Source organism: Streptomyces sp. NPDC050388, assembly GCF_040655635.1.
In the GTDB taxonomy this organism is placed as follows: domain Bacteria; phylum Actinomycetota; class Actinomycetes; order Streptomycetales; family Streptomycetaceae; genus Streptomyces.
The window spans coordinates 205,102-221,248 of sequence record NZ_JBFAKH010000002.1 but is presented as its reverse complement, the minus strand read 5'-3'; the positions used below and the strand labels follow the sequence as shown (position 1 = coordinate 221,248).

At 71.4% G+C, this 16,147-nt stretch carries 14 protein-coding genes; 5 read left to right on the top strand and 9 right to left on the bottom strand.

The genetic code is table 11. The features are described from left to right. Positions 1 to 113: 113 nt before the first annotated feature. Positions 114 to 950 carry a hypothetical protein gene (locus AB0I73_RS02470; RefSeq protein ID WP_363032943.1) on the bottom strand — a complete coding sequence of 279 codons (837 nt, stop codon included), beginning with the start codon at positions 948 to 950 and terminating at the stop codon, positions 114 to 116. Positions 951 to 1,190: 240 nt separating this feature from the next. Here AB0I73_RS02470 and AB0I73_RS02465 point away from each other — a divergent pair, with 240 nt between their 5' ends. Next, complete coding sequence (locus tag AB0I73_RS02465; protein WP_363032941.1) at positions 1,191 to 2,087, top strand: oxygenase MpaB family protein; 897 nt, start codon at positions 1,191 to 1,193, stop codon at positions 2,085 to 2,087. Positions 2,088 to 2,108: 21 nt separating this feature from the next. Here AB0I73_RS02465 and AB0I73_RS02460 read toward each other — a convergent pair whose 3' ends face one another. Further along, positions 2,109 to 2,708, bottom strand: a complete 600-nt coding sequence (locus AB0I73_RS02460) for a class I SAM-dependent methyltransferase (RefSeq protein ID WP_363032939.1) — start codon at positions 2,706 to 2,708, stop codon at positions 2,109 to 2,111. Positions 2,709 to 2,985: 277 nt separating this feature from the next. Here AB0I73_RS02460 and AB0I73_RS02455 point away from each other — a divergent pair, with 277 nt between their 5' ends. After that, positions 2,986 to 3,399: a roadblock/LC7 domain-containing protein gene (locus AB0I73_RS02455; RefSeq protein WP_109380707.1), complete on the top strand. Its 414-nt coding sequence runs from the start codon at positions 2,986 to 2,988 to the stop codon at positions 3,397 to 3,399. A gap of 192 nt (positions 3,400 to 3,591) precedes the next feature. On the opposite strand, the gene AB0I73_RS02450 is transcribed toward AB0I73_RS02455, so the two are convergent. Together AB0I73_RS02450 and AB0I73_RS02445 are read right to left on the bottom strand one after the other, a co-directional pair. Next, entirely contained in the window at positions 3,592 to 4,458 is an 867-nt protein-coding gene (locus AB0I73_RS02450) for an acyl-CoA thioesterase II (protein WP_363032936.1), read from the bottom strand. 19 nt (positions 4,459 to 4,477) lie between these two features. Then, positions 4,478 to 7,000 carry a DUF3516 domain-containing protein gene (locus AB0I73_RS02445; RefSeq protein ID WP_363032934.1) on the bottom strand — a complete coding sequence of 841 codons (2,523 nt, stop codon included), beginning with the start codon at positions 6,998 to 7,000 and terminating at the stop codon, positions 4,478 to 4,480. Between the two features lie 136 nt (positions 7,001 to 7,136). On the opposite strand from AB0I73_RS02445, the gene AB0I73_RS02440 reads away from it, so the two are divergent. Further along, positions 7,137 to 7,931 (top strand): metal-dependent hydrolase, encoded by a 795-nt coding sequence (locus AB0I73_RS02440; RefSeq protein ID WP_363032932.1) that lies wholly within the window; start codon positions 7,137 to 7,139, stop codon positions 7,929 to 7,931. Positions 7,932 to 7,959: 28 nt separating this feature from the next. Here the strand turns inward: AB0I73_RS02440 and AB0I73_RS02435 are convergent, their stop codons facing one another. The 5 genes from AB0I73_RS02435 to AB0I73_RS02415 all read right to left on the bottom strand — a co-directional run bounded on the left by AB0I73_RS02435 (position 7,960) and on the right by AB0I73_RS02415 (position 13,259). Then, entirely contained in the window at positions 7,960 to 8,214 is a 255-nt protein-coding gene (locus AB0I73_RS02435; protein WP_109380703.1) for a type B 50S ribosomal protein L31, read from the bottom strand. A 68-nt stretch (positions 8,215 to 8,282) separates the two neighbouring features. After that, entirely contained in the window at positions 8,283 to 8,753 is a 471-nt protein-coding gene (locus AB0I73_RS02430) for a DUF5709 domain-containing protein (RefSeq protein ID WP_363032929.1), read from the bottom strand. A gap of 200 nt (positions 8,754 to 8,953) precedes the next feature. Beyond that, on the bottom strand, positions 8,954 to 10,735 hold the full coding sequence (locus AB0I73_RS02425) for an ABC transporter ATP-binding protein (protein WP_363032927.1): 1,782 nt from the start codon (positions 10,733 to 10,735) through the stop codon (positions 8,954 to 8,956). Beyond that, positions 10,732 to 12,561, bottom strand: a complete 1,830-nt coding sequence (locus tag AB0I73_RS02420; protein WP_363032925.1) for an ABC transporter ATP-binding protein — start codon at positions 12,559 to 12,561, stop codon at positions 10,732 to 10,734. The genes AB0I73_RS02425 and AB0I73_RS02420 overlap by 4 nt, the downstream gene beginning before the upstream one ends. A gap of 230 nt (positions 12,562 to 12,791) precedes the next feature. Then, positions 12,792 to 13,259: a MarR family transcriptional regulator gene (locus AB0I73_RS02415; protein WP_363032923.1), complete on the bottom strand. Its 468-nt coding sequence runs from the start codon at positions 13,257 to 13,259 to the stop codon at positions 12,792 to 12,794. Between the two features lie 146 nt (positions 13,260 to 13,405). Between AB0I73_RS02415 and AB0I73_RS02410 the strand changes: the two genes are divergently transcribed. Together AB0I73_RS02410 and mltG are read left to right on the top strand one after the other, a co-directional pair. Beyond that, on the top strand, positions 13,406 to 15,208 hold the full coding sequence (locus tag AB0I73_RS02410; RefSeq protein WP_363032921.1) for an ABC transporter ATP-binding protein: 1,803 nt from the start codon (positions 13,406 to 13,408) through the stop codon (positions 15,206 to 15,208). 43 nt (positions 15,209 to 15,251) lie between these two features. Next, positions 15,252 to 16,100, top strand: a complete 849-nt coding sequence (gene mltG, locus AB0I73_RS02405) for an endolytic transglycosylase MltG (protein WP_363032919.1) — start codon at positions 15,252 to 15,254, stop codon at positions 16,098 to 16,100. The last annotated feature ends 47 nt before the right edge of the window (positions 16,101 to 16,147 follow it).

Sequence of the window (16,147 nt, the reverse complement as noted above, 5' to 3'; positions counted from 1 at the left end):
GGTGTCTACCGCGGGGCGCGCGGGGGGGGGGGCGGGGGGGGGGGGGGGGGGGGCCCGCGCCCCCCCCCCCCCCGGCACCTGGGTCGACCGCCTCGGGGCGCCACCCGCGCGGTTCAGAGCGGCCGTACGGCGATCTTGTCGAGGCCCCCCAGGAGGCCCGGCAGTTCCGGCCCCCTGCCCACCGGGAGGACCTCCCCGGGTTCGTCGTCGAGCAGGACGAACGCGATGTCGTCGGTCCTGGCCACGAGCGACCAGCCGGGTCCGTCGGCACGCAGTGTGCGCGCCTCGCCCGGGGCGAAGGACGAGCGGACCCGGCCGAGCGGTGGTGGCGAGGTGAGGTAGGCGTGCGCCTCCGCCAGAGCGCGCCGGATACCGCTGTGGCCCGGCCGGCCGTCCGGCACATCGGACCTGGCGCCCTCGGAGGTCTCTCCGGAGCCGCCCGCAGCCGAGAACTCCGTGTCGTCGACCTGCTCCCGCCAGACCGCCCACTGGAGCGCGATCTCGTCGGCGCCCAGGCGCCGCTGCGCCGGCCCCCAGGCATCGGAATCGGGAGGCGTCAGCGCGGGCCCGTCAGTCGTGTCCGGATCCGGATCGTGCGGCGCGGGTACGTTCGGCGCCGCGACGGCGACCGCGAGGGGCCAGCCCGGCAGTGCGGCGACGACCGTGCGCTCGTCCGGCGACAGATCGTGCTCCATGCCGCAGTCCCAGGAAGCGATCGCGACGGCGACCAGCGACACGTCGTCGACGACGACGGTCCACCGGGCGCCCTCACCGTCCTGCCCGAGCACGAGCCCGTACCCGTCGGCGAGCGGGGCGAGGCCGAGCACCGCGCACGCCTCCGGATAGTCGTCGCCCAGCACGCTCGGGAACTTCGCCGGCGTCAGCAACGCCGCCGTGAGCACGTAGAGCGCGTCGTCCGCGGTGGTGGCTTCCTCGTCCGTCCCGGCCATGCCGGCCTCCCCGTCGTCTCGTTCACCGGCGCGCACCCTAATCCGACCCCGATCCCCTTGTCACGACCTCGAAGCCCTGCCCGGAGCGGCGGCTCTCCGCCCGGACGGGGCGAACCGGCCACCCGCGGCCGCGCGGACGCGCCCTCGGACGCCCCGGCGGGCCACCGTGACCCTCACCAGCCGTACGGCACCCGCCACGCACAGTAGGATCGGAGTCCGGCGGCAGAAGGGGGCGGCGCGGTGAAGCGCTTCGAGCGACTGGAACGCATCCGGCGGATGGACCCGCACCGGGACGCCACGGAGATCTACCGCCTCAGCGTGGCGTACGAATTCCCCTGGGACTTCACCCGGTCACTCGAACTCGCCCTGTACCGCACGTACGCCGTTCCCCGCATCGGCCGTCTGCTCGCCGAGACCGCGGAGCTCACGGACCGCACCCAGAAGCGCTACGACGACACCTCGCTCCTCCTGGACGCCGTCGTCGAGCACGGGTTCGGCAGCGACCGGGGCCGGACCGCGATCCGCCGCATCAACCGTATGCACCGCGGTTACGACATCCCCAACGACGACATGCGATACGTCCTGTGCACGTTCGTCGTGATGCCCAAGCGGTGGATCGACGCCTACGGGTGGCGCAGGATGTCTCGGCACGAGACCGTCGCCAGTGCCGTCCACTACCGGACACTCGGGCGGCACATGGGCATCCAGGACATCCCCGGCTCCTATGAGGAGTTCGAGAGCTGCCTCGACTCCTACGAGCAGGCCCACTTCGGCTGGGACGAGGGCGCGCGCCGGGTCTCGGACGCCACACTCGGTCTCATGACCTCCTGGTACCCGCGCCCGCTCGCCCCGCTGCTGCGCACCGCCACCCTCGCCCTGCTCGACGACCCCCTCCTGCGGGCCTTCCGGTACACCCCGCCGAGCGCCGCCACACGCGCGTGCGTACGCCGCGCGGTGCGGCTGCGCGGCCGCGCGGTCCGGCTGCTGCCGCCCCGGCGCGCCCCGCACTTCGCCCGGCAGAACTGGGAGATCAAGAGCTATCCGAACGGCTACCGGCTGGAGGACCTGGGCACCCACCCGGTGCCGGGCCTCGCCGGCTGCCCGGTGCGGCACCCGGACGCCACGCCCGCCGACTGAGCGCCGGGACGGCCGGAGAGGTCAGTCCTCCCGGACGGCCAGCGCCAGGAACCGCGCGTCCTCGTCGGCGTACGACGTCATGCGCCAGCCCGAACCGGCCAGCAGCGGACGGAGGTTGTGCTTCGCACGGAGGTCGTCCGGTGTGAGCGAGCGGCCCTGGCGCGCGGCGAGCGCGGCCCTGCCGATCGGGTGGAACAACGCGAGCACCCCACCGGGACGCACCACCCGCGCCAGCTCACGGAGATTTTCGGCCGGGTGGGGCAGATGCGCGATGAGGCCCGCCGCGAACACGGCGTCGAGCGACCCCGAGCGCAGGGGCAGCGCGGCGGCGTCGGTGAGCAGCAGCGTGCCGTCGTCGTCCCGTCCGGCGGCCGCGGCCTCCCGCAGCATGGCCGGCGTCAGATCCGCCCCGAGGACCGTGCCCGAGGGGCCCACCGCGGCACGCAGCGGCGGCAGGGCCCGTCCGGTGCCACAGCCCGCGTCGAGCACCCGGTCGCCCTCGCGCAGCCCGAGGTCGGCGACCGCGGCCGCGTAGGCCGGACCGTCGTCGGGGAAGCGGCGGTCCCAGCCGGCGGCCCGCGCGCTGAAGAACTCCTGGACGTGTGTGTGGTCGTCGCTCATGTCCCGCATGATCCCCCACCGGACGGCCCGGACCGCACCGTCCGGCGGTGGAGAGCTTGCCGGTGGGGTTCTGCGCGAGACGAACTCGGGACACTCTTCGTCGGTCAACTTCTGTCCCATGGCTCCTAACCTCCTTGTCCGGCGCCCGGTCGTGGGGAAGGCTGGCCAAGGGGATCTCCCCGTCAGGGGAAGCACCGCACGGGGGAAGCAAACGGAAAGGCGCACGGACAGGACCACGGGAACCATCACGGGGAAGAGCAAGGGGGAGATTCACGAAATGACGCAAAATCAGGGGCTCGACTGGCTGCTGGACGACCTGACCCAGCGTGTCGAGCAGGTGCGACACGCCCTGGTCCTGTCCAACGACGGGCTGGTGACCGGGACGAGCACGGGACTGCGCCGCGAGGACGCGGAGTACTTGGCGGCCGTCTCGTCCGGACTGCACAGCCTCGCCAAGGGATCCGGACAGCACTTCGGTGCGGGCGGAATGCGCCAGACGATGATCGAGTTCGACGACGCCATGCTCTTCGTCACCGCGGCGGGCGCCGGCAGCTGCCTGTGCGTGCTCAGCGGGGCCGAGGCCGATGTCGGGCGGGTCGCCTACGAGATGACCCTGCTGGTCAACCGGGTCGGAGAACATCTGGACGTGGACGCCCGCCGACCGGGCTCCAACGGTCTCACAGGGAACTGACCCGCACGTTCGTCGACCCCCGCGGAGTTGCCCACAGGGCTGTCGCGGAGAGTGACGGAGTAGATACGGTTTTCTCCGGGTCGGTGCACGCCGCGCCGACCGTGCACATCCCGCGGGGGAGACGAGCATGTCCGCGAACACCGCCATCCACACCATCACCACGACCGTGCCCGCCACGCCCGGCCCGCTGACCTACAACGCCCGGAACAGCCCCTCCTGGACGACGGACACCAGCATCCGCCCCGCACGGTCGTAGATCCGCCCGCGGGCCAGCCCCCGCCCGCCCGTGGCGATCGGTGACTCCTGGTCGTACAGGAACCACTCGTCCGCACGGAACGGGCGGTGGAACCACATGGCGTGGTCCAGCGACGCCATGTCGAAGCCCCGCGGGCCCCACAGCGGTTCCACCGGGATCCGGACGGCGTCCAGCAAGGTCATGTCGCTGGCGTAGGTCAGTGCGCACGTGTGCACCAGTGGATCGTCACCGAGCGGGCCGACCGCGCGCATCCACACCGCGCTGCGCGGCTCGGCGTCCTTGACGTCGTCACGGTTCCAGCGCAGCCGGTCCACGTAGCGGATGTCGAAGGGCTGACGGTGGGCCATCAGCTCCAACTGCTCCGGCAGCGTGCCCAGATGCTCGCGGATCTCGTCCGTGACCATCGGCAGCGACTCGGGGTCCGGCACCGCGCGGGCCGGCGGCAACTGGTGCTCGAAACTCCCCTGTTCAGGTCTGTGGAAGGAAGCGGTGAGATTGAAGATCGTGCGCCCCTGCTGCACGGCGGTGACCCGGCGGGTCGTGAACGACCGCCCGTCCCGCACCCGTTCCACCTCGTACACGATCGGCACCCCGGGGCGCCCCGGGCGCAGGAAGTACGCGTGCAGCGAGTGCACGGGGCGGTCGCCCTCGGTGGTGCGGCCCGCGGAGACCAGGGCCTGGCCGGCCACCTGGCCGCCGAAGACCCGCTGCAGCGACTCCTGCGGACTGCGGCCCCGGAAGATGTTGACCTCGATCTGCTCCAGATCGAGCAGGGCGACGAGGCTCTCGGTCGGATTCGTCATGGAAGGAACGCTCCTGTGCTCACAGCTGGCCGACGTCGGTGACCCGGACGACCGCGCGGCCCTCCGCGTCGGAGGCGGTGAGGTCGACCTGCGCGCTGATGCCCCAGTCGTGGTCGCCGTTCGGATCGTCGAAGATCTGCCGGACCCGCCACAGCCCGTCGGCCGGTTCCTCCTCGATCAGCAGCAGCTTGGGACCGCGGGCGTCGGGGCCGGTGCCGAGTTCCTCGTACTCGTCCCAGTACCCGTCCATCGCCTCGCCCCAGGCGTCCGCGTCCCAGCCGGCCTCGGCGTCCAGCTCGCCCAGCGCGTCGACCTGGTCCAGAGCGGCGAGCTCGACCCGGCGGAACATGGCGTTGCGGACCAGGACGCGGAAGGCACGCGCGTTGGCGGTGACCGGCTTGACCTGGTCGGCCTTCTCCTGGGCCTCCTCGGCGGTCATCTCCGCGGGGTTGGCCAGCTGCTCCCACTCGTCCAGCAGACTGGAGTCGACCTGACGCACCATCTCGCCCAGCCAGGCGATCAGGTCCTGGAGGTCCTCGGACTTCAGGTCGTCCGGGACCGTGTGCTCCAGGGCCTTGTAGGCGCTGGCCAGGTACCGCAGCACGATACCCTCGGTGCGGGCCAGCTCGTAGTGGGACACCAACTCCGTGAAGGACATCGCCCGTTCGTACATGTCCCGTACCACGGACTTCGGCGACAGCGGATGGTCGCCGACCCAGGGATGGCTCTTGCGGTAGGTGTTGTACGCGTGGAAGAGCAGCTCCTCCAACGGCTTCGGGTACGTGATGTCCTGGAGGCGCTCCATGCGCTCCTCGTACTCGACGCCGTCCGCCTTCATCGCGGCGACGGCCTCGCCGCGTGCCTTGTTCTGCTGGGCGGCGAGGATCTGGCGCGGGTCGTCCAGCGTGGACTCCACCACGGACACCATGTCGAGCGCGTACGACGGAGAGTCGGGATCCAGCAGTTCGAACGCGGCCAGTGCGAAGGTGGACAGCGGCTGGTTCAGCGCGAAGTCCTGCTGGAGATCCACGGTCAGCCGGACGATCCGGCCCTCGGCGTCCGGCGCGTCCAGCTTCTCGACGATGCCGCCGTCCAGCAGCGAGCGGTAGATGGCGATCGCCCGCCGGATGTGCCGCAACTGCTGCTTGCGCGGCTCGTGGTTGTCCTCGAGGAGGTGCCGCATCGCCTCGAAGGCGTTGCCGGGCCGGGCGATCACCGACAGCAGCATCGTGTGCGTCACCCGGAAACGGGAGGTCAGCGGCTCGGGGTCGGAGCCGATGAGCTTCTCGAAGCTCTGCTCCGACCAGGCGACGAATCCCTCGGGCGCCTTCTTGCGGACGACCTTGCGACGCTTCTTCGGGTCGTCGCCCGCCTTGGCCAGCGCCTTCTCGTTCTCGACCACATGCTCGGGGGCCTGGGCGACGACGAATCCCTCGGTGTCGAAGCCGGCCCGTCCGGCGCGGCCCGCGATCTGATGGAACTCACGGGCCCGCAGCGTGCGCACGCGGTTCCCGTCGTACTTGGTCAGGGCGGTGAACAGCACCGTGCGGATCGGGACGTTGACGCCCACGCCCAGCGTGTCCGTACCGCAGATGACCTTCAGCAGACCGGCCTGCGCGAGCTTCTCCACCAGCCGCCGGTACTTGGGCAGCATGCCGGCGTGGTGCACACCGATGCCGTGCCGGACGTAGCGGGAGAGGTTGCGGCCGAACTTGGTGGTGAAGCGGAAGTTGCCGATCAGATCGGCGATCCGGTCCTTCTCCTCGCGCGTGCACATGTTGATGCTCATCAGCGCCTGGGCCCGTTCCACCGCCTGCGCCTGCGTGAAGTGCACGATGTAGACCGGAGCCTGCCGGGCCGTCAGTAGATCCGTGAGCGTCTCGGTGAGCGGCGTGTAGCGGTATTCGTAGGACAGCGGCACCGGGCGGGTCGCCGAGCGGACCACCGAGGTGGGGCGGCCGGTGCGGCGGGCGAGGTCCTTCTCGAAGAAGGAGACGTCACCGAGCGTCGCCGACATCAGGACGAACTGCGCCTGCGGCAGTTCCAGCAGCGGGATCTGCCAGGCCCAGCCGCGGTCCGGCTCCGCGTAGAAGTGGAACTCGTCCATGACGACCTGGCCGACGTCGGCGTGCCTGCCGTCGCGCAGCGCGATCGACGCCAGTACCTCGGCGGTGCAGCAGATGACCGGGGCGTCGGCGTTGACGGACGCGTCGCCGGTCAGCATACCGACGTTCTCCGTGCCGAAGATCTTGCACAGCTCGAAGAACTTCTCCGACACCAGGGCTTTGATGGGGGCCGTGTAGAAGGTGACCTCGTCCCGCGCCAGCGCGGCGAAGTGGGCGGCCGCCGCGATCATGCTCTTGCCCGAGCCGGTGGGCGTCGAGACGATCACATTCGCCCCGGAGACCACCTCGATCAGCGCCTCCTCCTGGTGGGGGTAGAGCGTGAGACCGCGTTCCTCGGCCCACGACTCGAAGGCTTCGTACAGGGCGTCGGGGTCTGCGGTCGGTGGCAGCTGATCGATGAGGGTCACACCCCCCATCTTGCCTGCCGTCGGGCCCCGCGTGGGAATCGGATTCGGGAACGAAGATCGCGAAGGCTACGCTGTGGCGCCGAGGAGCGTCAGCGCACCTGGTCAACCGGACAGCTGTACACGAGCGATGGGGCGGGCAACGGGGATGATGGGACCAGCACACTCACTGTCGGGCGCCGCGGCCTGGCTCGGTGTCGGAGCGGCGACCGCCGCCGCGGGAAAACCGATGCCCTGGCCGGTGCTCCTGGTCGGCGCTCTCATCTGCGCCGGTGCGGCCCTCGCCCCGGACCTGGACCACAAGGCGGCGACGATATCCCGCTCCTTCGGGCCCGTCTCCCGGAGACTGTGCGAGATCGTCGACAAACTGTCGTCCGCCGTCTACAAGGCCACCAAGAAGCCGGGCGACCCGCGCCGCTCCGGCGGCCACCGCACCCTCACCCACACCTGGCTGTGGGCGGTCCTGATCGGTGGGGGCACCTCCGTCCTGGCGATCACCGGCGGCCGGTGGGCGGTGCTGGCCATCCTCTTCGTCCACATGGTGCTGGCCATCGAGGGCCTGTTGTGGCGGGCGGCCCGGGGTGCCAGCAGCGATGTACTGGTGTGGCTGCTCGCCGCGACCAGCGCGTGGATCCTCGCGGGCATCCTGGACCAGCCGGGCAACGGCGCCGCCTGGCTGTTCACGGCGCCGGGCCAGGAGTACCTGTGGCTGGGGCTGCCGATCGTCCTGGGCGCGCTGGTCCACGACATCGGGGACGCGCTGACCGTCTCCGGCTGTCCGATCCTGTGGCCCATACCGGTGGGCCGCAAGCGCTGGTACCCCGTGGGCCCGCCGAAGGCGATGCGGTTCAAGGCAGGCAGCTGGGTGGAGATCAAGGTGCTGATGCCGGCGTTCATGCTGCTCGGCGGAGTGGGCGGCGCGGTGGCGCTCAACGTGATCTGAGGCGGCGGCCCCGGCCCGTCCGGAGGCCTCACCCGGAGCCCTCACCGCCGTACCGGCGCTCGAAGCGGGCGACGCGCCCTTCCGTGTCCACGGTGCGTGCCTTGCCCGTGTAGAAGGGATGGCTCTCCGAGGAGATCTCCACCTCCACCACCGGGTAGGTCTCGCCGTCGTCCCATTCGATGGTCTGCTCGCTGGTCGCGGTGGACCGGGTGAGGAAGGCGTAACCGGCGGACCGGTCACGGAAGACGACGGGGTGGTAGTCGGGGTGCTTGTCCTGCTGCATGAAAGCTCCTCGTGCGACTCGTACGACGTGCTCCGCCCGGAGGGCGGTGGCAGGAGGGAACGGCGGGGTCACCCGGGCAGGGTGTCCTCGTCGACGACATGCATGGCGGCCTCCTCGGCCGAGGCCGCCGCCCCGTCGATACCGACGTCCGTGGCCACCAGGGCGGTCTCCTCGTCCTCGTGCGCCCCCTCGTCGGGAGCGACGAGCCGGCCGGAGCGCGCGGCACCGACCTCGTTGTCCAGGAGCTCGCCGTCGGTGCCCTCGCTGTCGCCGAGACCGTCGCCGTCGAAAGCCGCGGGTTCGGGCAGCTCCTCGGCGAGCCGCTGGTCCAGCGTCTCGCCCGCGTGGCCCTCCGCCGCCGTCACACCGCGGTGCTCCACGGCCCACGGCCGCTCGGGAGGGGACCAGCCCCGGTCGAGGGGGTCGCCCACACCGTCGTCCATGAGGGTGTCCTCGGCATCGAGCAGTCCGGCGTCGTCCTGAACCTCGGACTCGTCGGGCTGGTAGACGTCGTCTCCCCAACCGCCGGCACTGTTCACGGGTACCTCCAGGGGTGGCGACGGGCCCGTTCCCGCCGTGGCCCGCTGCGGGCCGCATATGCACGGAGCGCCGGCCCCACCCGCACCCCGGTCCTCCGGAGCCCCCGGATGTTCCCCGAGCCGGTGCCTGCCTCCAGCCTTCCACCCAGGTTCGACTCCGCGCAACGGCACGGCGTCCCCCTGGGCGGGCCGCCGCGGCCTCACCCGTGCCAGGAACGCCACAGCGCCGCGTACGCGCCGTCCACGGCGACCAGCTCGTCGTGGCTGCCCAGCTCGCTGATGCGGCCGTTCTCGACGACGGCGATGACATCCGCGTCATGGGCGGTGTGCAGGCGGTGGGCGATGGCGACGACGGTGCGACCGTCGAGGACGTGGGCCAGGGAGCGTTCCAGATGCCGCGCCGCGCGGGGGTCGAGCAGCGAGGTCGCCTCGTCCAGGACCAGCGTGTGCGGGTCGGCCAGCACCAGGCGGGCCAGCGCGATCTGCTGGGCCTGGGCCGGGGTGAGCGCGAGCCCTCCCGAACCGACCTCACTGTCGAGACCGTCGTCGAGCGCACGTGCCCAGCCGTCCGCGTCGACCGCGCCGAGCGCCGCCCACAGCTGCGCGTCCTCGGCGTCCGTCCGGGCGAGCCGCAGGTTGTCGCGCAGGGAGCCCACGAAGACGTGGTGCTCCTGGTTGACGAGAGCCACATGGCCACGGACCCGTTCCGCGGTCATCCGGGACAGCTCGGCGCTGCCCAGGGTCACCGTGCCGTCCCGGGGCGCGTAGATCCCGGCGAGCAGCCGGCCCAGAGTGGACTTGCCCGCGCCGGACGGGCCGACCAGCGCCAGCCGGGTGCCGGGGGAGACCTCGAGCGACACCTCGCGCAGCACGTCGACGCCCTCGCGGTAGCCGAAGCACACCTGCTCCGCGCGCACATGGCGTCCGTCGGGGGCCAGAGCGGTGTCACCGGCGTCGGGCTCGATCTCCCGGACCCCGACCAGCCGGGCCAGCGACACCTGGGCCACCTGCAACTCGTCGTACCAGCGCAGGATCAGCCCGACCGGGGTGACGAGCATCTGGGCGAGCAGCGTCCCGGCCGTCAGCTGACCGACACCGATCCAGCCCTGCAGGACGAACACACCACCGATCATCAGCACCGAGCCGATCACGGTCACGTGAGTGATGTTGACGACCGGGAAGAGCACCGACCGGAGCCAGAGCGTGTAACGCTCCCAGGCCGTCCACTCCCGTACCCGCTGGTCCGACAGTGCCACTCGGCGCTCGCCGAGACGGTGGGCCTCCACCGTCCGCCCCGCGTCCACGGTCTCCGCGAGTGCCGCGGCCACGGCGGCGTACCCGGCGGCCTCCGAGCGGTACGCCGCCGGCGCCCGCCGGAAGTACCAGCGGCAGCCCGCCACCAGCAGTGGAACGGCCACCAGCACGGCCGGCGCCAGTTCGGGCGCCGTGACGACCAGCCCGCCCAGCAGCAGTGCCACCCACACCACACCGATGACCAGCTGGGGCACGGCCTCGCGCATCGCGTTGCCGAGCCGGTCGATGTCGGTCGTGATCCGGGACAGCAGATCCCCGGTCCCGGCGCGCTCCAGCACTCCCGGCGGCAGCCCGACCGACCGCACCAGGAAGTCCTCGCGCAGATCGGCCAGCATCCGCTCCCCGAGTACGGCCCCCCGCAGGTGGACCTGCCGGACGAACACCGCCTGGACGACCAGCGCGAGCACGAACAGCCCGGCGGTGAGCCCCAGGTGGAGCTCCCGCGTCCGGTCCGACACCCGCTCCACCAGACCGCCCAGCAGATACGGGCCGACCATCGAGGAGACGACCGCGACGGTGTTCACCGTGATCAGCAGTGCGAAGGCCCGGCGGTGCCTGCGGAGCAGTTCGGCCACGTAGGCGCGTACGGTGGCGGGGGCGCCCACGGGCAGGGTGCCGGCCGTGGTGGAGGCCGCCGGGTCGTAGGCCGGTGGCGCCACGCCGATCATGCCGTCTCCTCGATCTCTTCGAGTTCTTCCAGGCCGCTCAGACCGTTCAGCCCGTTCAAGCTGTTCAGGTCTTCGACGTCCTTCAGGTCGTCGTGGTCTTCCCGTGCCACCACGGCCCGGTACCGGGGCTCGGTACGCACCAGCTCGCGGTGGCCGCCCACCGCCACGACCGCCCCGTCGTGCAGGAGGACCACCTGGTCCGCCCGGTCGAGCAGCAGCGGGGAGGAGGCGAACACCACGGTGGTGCGGCCCGCCCGCAGTTCGCACAGGCCCCGGGCGACACGGGCCTCGGTGTGCGAGTCGACGGCGGAGGTCGGCTCGTCCAGTACGAGTACCTCCGGGTCGGTGACCAGCGACCGGGCCAGGGAGAGCCGCTGGCGCTGACCGCCGGAGAGGGACCGTCCGCGTTCGGTGATCAGCGTGTCCATCGGGTCCGAGGCGCCTGGCGAACCCTGCACCAGTGCCGCCAGCACGTCCCCGCACTGCGCGGCCTCCAGGGCCTCGCGCGCTCCGACGGCACCGGACGCGGGTACGTCGAGCAGTTCGCGCAGTGTGCCGGACAGCAGCACCGGGTCCTTGTCCTGCACGAGGACGGCGCCGCGGGCGACGTCCAGCGGCAGTCCGTCGAGCGGCACCCCGCCGAGCAGCACCGAACCCTCCCGTGCGGCGGACGCCGCGTGCCCGCCGAGCCGTTCGGCCAGCCGTCCCGCCGCGTCCGGGTCCCCGCACACCACGGCGGTGAGCCGGCCCGCCGGGGCGAGCAGACCGGTCACCGGGTCGTACAGGTCACCGGTGGGGGTGACGGCAGGCGGCGCGCCCGAGGTGCCCGCGGCCCGCTCCAGCGACAGAACGCGCGCCGCACGAGCGGCCGAAGGCCGTGAGAAGGAGTACGCCATGGCGATCTCCTCGAAGTGCCGCAGCGGATAGGAGAGCAGCATGACCGAGCTGTAGACGGTGACCAGTTCCCCCACCGCGATGCGCCCCTCGCGGGCCAGGTGGACGCCGTAGCAGACCACGGTGATCAGCAGGATTCCCTGCAGCAGCACCTGGACCGCCGCGATGAGGGACCACATCCGGGCACTGTGCACGGCCGCGCGGCGGACGTCCTGGGACGCGCGCCGGTAGCGGTCGAGGAACAGTTCCTCACCGCCGATGCCGCGCAGCACACGCAACCCGGCGACGGTGTCCGAGGCGAGTTCCGTGGCCCGGCCGGCCTTCTCCCGCTGGGTGTCGGCCCTCCGGGTGGCGTGCGGCAGCAGGGGCAGTACCGCGAGCGCCAGCAGGGGCACCCCCACGGCGACGACCACGCCGAGCGCGGGCTGGAGGACGAGCAGGCCGACGCAGACCGCCACGGTGGTGACCGCCGCCGCGGTGAACCGCGACAGGGCCTCCACGAACCAGCCGATCTTCTCGACGTCACCGGTGGACACCGCCATCACCTCGCCGGCCGCGACACGCCGGGTCAGCACGGACCCCAGGGCCGCGGTCCTGCGGGCGAGCAACTGCTGGACGCGGGCGGCCGCAGTGATCCAGTTGGTGACGGCGGCCCGGTGCAGGAAGGTGTCACCGACGGCGTTCCCCGCGCATGCCAGCGCCATGAGTCCGCCGGCCAGGGCCAGCCGGGTGCCGGAACGGTCGACGGCGGCCTGGACGCCGATGCCCACACAGAACGGCAGCGAGGCGATGGCAGCGAAGTGCAGCAGTCCCCAGGCCAGGGACCTGAGCTGGCCGGAGAGCTGGTTCCGGAAGAGCCACCACAGGAATCGGGGGCCCGAGCGGGCATCGGGCACGCCCGGGTCGGGATACGGAAGGTCTTGGATCTGCATGACGTCCCAGTGACTCGCAAAGGCGGAGCCGTGCGTCGTCCGCGGACGACTGCGGCAGCAAACCGTGACAGGTTGACCCCGCTGCGTGTGGGAAGGCAAACGGTTTTCCACGAGACCGCACGGAACCGGCTGCCCGCGTCGCAGGGGTACGGCGCGACGGGCCGCATGACCCCCGTGCGACCCGTCGGACGGTCACGGGGCGAGGCTCCGGACGATCACGGCGCGCTGCCTCAGCAGGACGTGTCGCCCTGCTGCGGTGCGGCCGCCGTTCCGTCGATCAAGGTGTCCAGCAGCCCGCCGAGGGCCTCACGCTGTCGGTCCGTCAGCGGAGCCAGGATCTCCTCGGCGGCGGCCCGGCGCGCGGCGTGCAGCTCCCGCAGGGCGGTGTGCCCGTCGTCGGTGAGCTCGATCCGGATCACCCGCCGATTGGCCGGATCGGGCACCCGCCGTACCTTGCCGTTCGCCTCCAGTCCGTCGACCAGCGTCGTCACCGCTCGGGGCACCACCTCCAGCCGCTCGGCCAGGTCGGCCATGCGCGGCGGCGAGGCGTAGTGGGCGAGGGTGCGCAGCAACCGGGACTGGGCCGGGGTGATGCCCAGTTCGCGCCGCACCAGATGACGCTTCTGGATGCGGTGCACCCGGCGGGTCAGCCGAAGCAGCTGCTCGGCCAGCAGGCCGTCGGGGTCGGGGGTGGTCATGCGCGGAACAATATCAGGATGCCGTTCATTGTGAGTATAGGTAACAATGAGCTAGGCTCCGCTGATCCCGGCGTGCCCGGTGTCAGGCAGCCGTTCCCGGCTCCTTGTCGCCCCCTGTTCCCTGCTGCCAGTTCCCGAAGGAGACCATGCATCCCGACCGCGAACCCGTCTGGAGCGCACCCGCGGGCGCCGGGGAACAGCCCCGGCAGGTGCGCCGCATCCTGAAGCTGTTCCGTCCCTACCGGGGCCGTCTCGCGATCGTCGGCCTGCTCGTCGGGGCGGCGTCCCTCGTCTCGGTCGCCACCCCGTTCCTGCTGAAGGCGATCCTCGACGTGGCGATCCCCGAGGGCCGGACCGGGCTGCTCAGCCTGCTCGCCCTCGGCATGATCCTCAGCGCCGTCCTCACCAGCGTCTTCGGAGTGCTCCAGACGTTGATCTCCACGACCGTCGGTCAACGTGTCATGCACGATCTGCGCACCGCGGTCTACGACCGGCTCCAGCGCATGTCGCTCGCCTTCTTCACGCGCACCCGCACCGGCGAGGTCCAGTCCCGCATCGCCAACGACATCGGCGGTATGCAGGCCACCGTGACCTCGACGGCGACCTCGCTGGTCTCCAACCTCACCAGTGTCGTCGCCACCGTCGTCGCGATGCTCGCCCTCGACTGGCGGCTGACCGTCGTCTCGCTGGTCCTGCTGCCGGTGTTCGTGTGGATCAGCCGCCGCGTCGGCAACGAACGCAAGAAGATCACCACCCAGCGCCAGAAGCAGATGGCCTCGATGGCCGCCACGGTCACCGAGTCGCTGTCGGTCAGCGGCATCCTGCTGGGCCGCACCATGGGTCGCTCCGACTCTCTGACCAGCGCCTTCGCCGACGAGTCCGAACGCCTGGTGGACCTGGAGGTGCGGTCGAACATGGCCGGCCGCTGGCGCATGGCCGTCATCACGATCGTCATGGCCGCCATGCCCGCCGTCATCTACTGGACCGCGGGCATCGTCCTGCAGACGGGCGGGCCCGGCATCTCCATCGGGACGGTCGTCGCCTTCGTCTCGCTCCAGCAGGGCCTGTTCCGGCCGGCGGTGAGCCTGCTGTCGACCGGTGTCCAGGTCCAGGCGTCGCTCGCGCTGTTCCAGCGCATCTTCGAGTACCTCGACCTCCCCGTCGACATCACCGAACGCGCGGAACCGGTCCGTCTCGCCAAGGTCGGAGGCGAGGTCCGGTTCGAGAACGTCACCTTCGGCTACGACGGCAAGGGCGGTCCCGTCCTCGACGGCATCGACATCACCGTCCCCGCCGGCACCAGCCTCGCCGTGGTCGGTTCGACCGGCGCCGGCAAGTCCACGCTCGGCCACCTCGTGCCCCGGCTGTACGACGTCACCTCCGGCCGGGTCGCCCTCGACGGGGTGGATGTGCGCGACCTCGACTTCGACACCCTGGCGCGCGCGGTCGGCGTCGTCTCCCAGGAGACGTATCTCTTCCACGCCTCCGTCGCCGACAACCTGCGCTTCGCCAAGCCCGACGCCACCGACGAGGAACTCCACGCGGCGGCCCGCGCGGCGCAGATCCACGACCACATCGCCGCTCTGCCCGACGGGTACGACACGGTCGTGGGAGAGCGCGGCCACCGTTTCTCCGGTGGCGAGAAGCAGCGTCTGGCGCTCGCCCGGACCATCCTGCGCGACCCGCCGGTCCTCGTCCTCGACGAAGCGACCAGCGCGCTCGACACCCGTACCGAGGCCGCCGTCCAGCAGGCCATCGACGCGCTGTCGGCCGACCGCACCACGCTCACCATCGCCCACCGGCTGTCCACCGTCCGCGGCGCCGACCAGATCGTGGTGCTCGACGCGGGCCGGGTGGTCGAACGCGGCACGCACGAGGAACTGCTGGAGCTGGACGGACGTTACGCGGGTCTTGTCCGCAGGGACGCCCAACTGGAGCCGACAAGATGAAAATATGCCGGGTTTGTGACGTCATGGGCGTTACCGTGCCCGCATGCAGAAGAACACTCCGTCACGGAACGCGATCCGACTGACGCGCCGGGGCCGACTTGCCCTCGTCGCGACCGGGGCCGTCGTGGCCGGCACCGCCGTGGCGGTGCCCCTGCTGACCCTGGGCGACGACGACGATCCCCGCCCCACCACCCTGGTGATCCCGGAGGGCCACCGGGCGAGCCAGGTGTACGCGGCTGTCGACAAGGCCCTCCGACTGCCCGCGGGGAGCACGAAGAAGTCCCTCGCGAAGGCAGCCATCAAACTGCCGAACGATGCCGAGGGGAACCCGGAGGGCTATCTCTTCCCGGGGACCTATCCGCTGAAGGAGGGGACGACACCGGAGCAACTGCTGTCGCTGATGGTCGACAGCGCCAACAAGAAGTTCAACGGCGCCCCGACCGCCGCCGGTGCGCAGCGCAACGCGATGAACGTCTACCAGGCCGTCACCATCGCGAGCATCGTCCAGGCGGAGTCGTCCACCAAGGCCGACATGGGCAAGGTGGCCCGGGTGATCTTCAATCGGCTGGAGCGGGGGATGCCGCTGCAGATGGACTCGACGGTCGACTACGCCCTGGGCCGTTCGGCGCCGCGTACCGCCGAGGCGGACACCAAGGTCGACAGCCCCTACAACTCGTATACGCGCATGGGGCTGCCGCCCACCCCGATCGGCAACCCCGGCGAGGACGCGATGCGGGCGGCGATCACCCCGACGCCGGGCGACTGGCTGTACTTCGTCACGGTCACACCGGGCGACACCCGCTTCACCGCCGACTACAAGGAACACCAGGGCGACGTCGCCGAGTTCGACGCGCGGCAGAAGAAGGAGAAGGCGGAAAAGGCGAAGGAGTAGGGGGAGGGGCGCAGGAGGCGAGCGGCCGGCCCGAGAAACGACCCGGC